This window comes from Proteus sp. fly-1067, assembly GCF_040139345.1.
GTDB classification, from domain to species: Bacteria; Pseudomonadota; Gammaproteobacteria; order Enterobacterales; family Enterobacteriaceae; genus Proteus; species Proteus vulgaris_B.
Genome location: NZ_JBEEUL010000035.1, coordinates 1 through 3,157, shown reverse-complemented (window position 1 = coordinate 3,157; position 3,157 = coordinate 1). Strand labels below are relative to the sequence as shown.

6 protein-coding genes are annotated in these 3,157 nt (G+C 39.9%); all 6 read left to right on the top strand.

The features are described from left to right. Window positions 1–270 (top strand): hypothetical protein (locus ABN217_RS18775; RefSeq protein ID WP_349459783.1); only part of this gene is annotated, 270 nt, incomplete at its 5' end. Window position 271: 1 nt separating this feature from the next. Then, window positions 272–1,144 (top strand): ATP-binding protein, encoded by an 873-nt coding sequence (locus ABN217_RS18770; protein WP_349459781.1) that lies wholly within the window; start codon window positions 272–274, stop codon window positions 1,142–1,144. 14 nt (window positions 1,145–1,158) lie between these two features. After that, window positions 1,159–1,668 (top strand): HNH endonuclease signature motif containing protein, encoded by a 510-nt coding sequence (locus tag ABN217_RS18765; protein WP_243213458.1) that lies wholly within the window; start codon window positions 1,159–1,161, stop codon window positions 1,666–1,668. Next, the gene (gene ssb, locus ABN217_RS18760) at window positions 1,653–2,150 is read left to right on the top strand and encodes a single-stranded DNA-binding protein (protein WP_349459780.1); all 498 of its coding nucleotides are present in this window, start codon (window positions 1,653–1,655) and stop codon (window positions 2,148–2,150) included. The genes ABN217_RS18765 and ssb overlap by 16 nt, the downstream gene beginning before the upstream one ends. 12 nt (window positions 2,151–2,162) lie before the next feature. Continuing rightward, on the top strand, window positions 2,163–2,717 hold the full coding sequence (locus tag ABN217_RS18755) for a hypothetical protein (protein ID WP_349459779.1): 555 nt from the start codon (window positions 2,163–2,165) through the stop codon (window positions 2,715–2,717). A gap of 106 nt (window positions 2,718–2,823) precedes the next feature. After that, complete coding sequence (locus ABN217_RS18750) at window positions 2,824–3,147, top strand: hypothetical protein (protein ID WP_349459778.1); 324 nt, start codon at window positions 2,824–2,826, stop codon at window positions 3,145–3,147. Window positions 3,148–3,157 lie beyond the last annotated feature (10 nt).

Here is a 3,157-nt window from a genome sequence, read left to right as displayed (position 1 = left end):
CCGTCACTAGCAAAAAACAGAGAGGAAGCTCTGGCTCAAGCTATTGCAATGATTGAGGGTCATTTGCCGAATACGAGTGTCAAGGAGAGAGAAAAACGATTAGCAATGGAATTGTTACACATGAACTTGGACGCATCGAAAAATCACCCTCCTATTCCTCCACATATTCAGGCGTTACGTGATGCAGAAAGGGATTCTGTACCAAGTAATAAATCTGAAGTCGATTACTACGGAAGCGATCGACGCCAAGGTCAATACTTAGGAGATTAGTATGAAATTCGCTAAGGCAATGCGAAAAAAAGCAAAATTAAGGCTCGCTTTAACAGGGCCTAGTGGCTCAGGTAAAACCTATGGAGCACTGGAAATAGCCAAAGGACTTGGCGGAAAAACGGCATTGATTGATACGGAAAAAGGAAGTGCTTCTCTTTACTCTGACCGTTTTAATTTTGACGTATTGGAGTTAGATCCACCATTCACACCAGAGCGATTTATTGAAGCTATCGGGGTTGCGCAGGAAGTTGGCTACGATAATTTGATAATCGACAGCATTACTCACGAATGGAGTGGAACAGGCGGATGTCTAGAATTACTCGATGTGTTAGCAAAAGCCAAGTATCGAGGCAATACGTGGTCAGCATGGAGCGAAATAACACCACGTCACAATGCATTTCTCGACGCGATCCTACGGTCTGACCTGCATATTATCGCAACGATGAGAAGTAAAACGGAAACTGCTCAGGTCGATAAAGGCAATGGTAAGAAAGGCGTAGATAAACTTGGCATGAAATCAGAGCAGCGTGACGGGGTTGAGTATGAGTTTACGACTGTACTAGACCTAAATCACGAAACTCACACGGCAATGGCAAGCAAGGATAGAACAGGATTGTTCAGCAATTCCGAAGTTACTCAGTTAAATGAATTAACAGGTAAAAGGTTAATGGATTGGCTTAATGATGGACGCACTAAAGCAGAGATAGATTTAGCTCACTTTACGAACATTGCAACGGAAGCACAAAACATGGATGAGTTAAAAATCGCCTTTAGTGAAGCATACAAAGCACTTAGAGATACACCTGAACAAGCGGAAGCTCAAAAAGTGTATGAGCTAAGAAAAGAAGAACTAACCAAACAAGAGGCAGCTTAGCCGATGAGGTGATAATGGAGATCATAAGTAAAGAATCACTAGCAATTACCAAGGATCAGGAAATTGCTTTTTGGTCAAAAGTTGCCGTTACGAATGATAATCATGAGTGCTGGGAATGGAATGGAGCAAAAAAGACAAAAGGGTACGGAAACGTAAGAATAAATAAAAAATACCTCACCTCTCACCGAGTGGCATTTATTTTAGCAAATGGACCAATAATTAGTAATTACATCGTTTGTCATACTTGCGATAACCCTTCCTGCTGTAATCCAAATCATCTAATGCTAGGAACAATTAAAGGGAATACAAGTGACATGCTAATGAAAGGTAGGCAAAAAAAGAAAATCTATGCAGCAAGAGGTGAAAATAACGGCAACTCAAAACTCAGTTCAATGCAAGTTATAGAAATAAGAAATGCATATGAGAGAAAATTGCTAAATCAATACGAACTAGCCGCAAAATACAAAGTTTCGCAACTCGCGATAAGTTCAATTATTAGAAGAAAAACATGGAGTCACATTTAATGTCTAGAGGCGTAAATAAGGTTATTTTAATTGGAAATGCCTGTGATGACCCCACCGTCAGATACATGCCAAATGGCGGTGCTGTTACCAATTTTACATTAGCAACAAACGAATATTGGACTGATAAACAAACAGGTCAAAAGAAAGAAAAAGCTGAATTTCATCGAGTATGCATCTTCGGAAAATTAGCAGAAATTGCAGGTGAATATCTGAGAAAAGGCTCACAAGTTTATATCGAAGGTTCCCTACAAACCAGAAAATGGCAAGACCAAAGCGGACAAGACAAATACACAACGGAAGTGGTGGTTAATATCGGTGGTTCAATGCAGATGTTAGGCGGTAACGGTGGTAGTCAGGCAGGGAGCCAGAAGCCACAAAACCAAGGATGGGGTCAGCCACAGCAACCTCAACAGCCAAAACAACAAACTCCACAATATTCTGAACCACCAATGGATTTTGACGATCCTGACATTCCTTTTTAGGAGGAAGAAAATATGGATAGTACGCAATTATGCATAGAAAGTTACTCTCGACATAAAAACCTTAAGTTAGTTGGTATGGAGCTGGGTATGCCTTGGCAATCGGTATATAGCACACTAAGAAAGGCGGATTATCCAGTAACTGGCGATAAGGCTAGATATGGATCTGTCACAGATAGGGTAGCAGTTATTGGTGAACAGAGATTTAAAAAAGCAGTGCCAATCGCTTTAGATAATAATGACTTGAAGTACCAAGCCGATATTGACTTCACCATTGGAAATATAACGATAGACGTTAAAACCTCAAGAATAAGACGCCACCAGAAAGGAAAAAGAATTAAAAATGCAGCACCTAGGTGGGGTTATAGCATCAACAAGCAAAAGGACTCTGCTGACTTCTTCGTTCTATATGCTCTTGATGATAGCGATGTAACTGAGCATGTTTTTCTTATGCCAAATGAAATTGTAACCGCTGTCTCAATGATTTCAATACCTGAAACACTAGCCAGTAAATGGGCTGATTACAAAATAGAAGAAAGTGAATTATTACCATTCTTCCAATCTTTGTAATCCCCTATCCCATTCTAACCACCCTACCCGCTTAACCAAAGGATATAACCATGAAAGCTACGGACAGCTTAATTTAACTCGCAGGGATGCAATAAGAGGAATGAATATGAATACTTTTACACACCATAATCAAATTATGAAATTTACATTACCAGAACCAGACCCTAAGAATGTTTGCAATCTTTGCGGTGGCAATGTCGGAAAAGATAATTTAATCCAAGGTCAGGCGGCAAACATTTGCTTCGACTGCTCAGATTTAGCGAAAGAAATGGCAGATGAAAAGCGTAAAGGAATAGCAGAAACGGAAATTAATCAAATTGCTAACACCCTATCCACTACTCGTGACGGTAATTTTGATGTAGGTATGGCTCAAGCTCTAGTTTACGCCAATCGTTTATATAAAGCTGGATATAGAAAGGTGGAAAAATGAAAGACAGAAT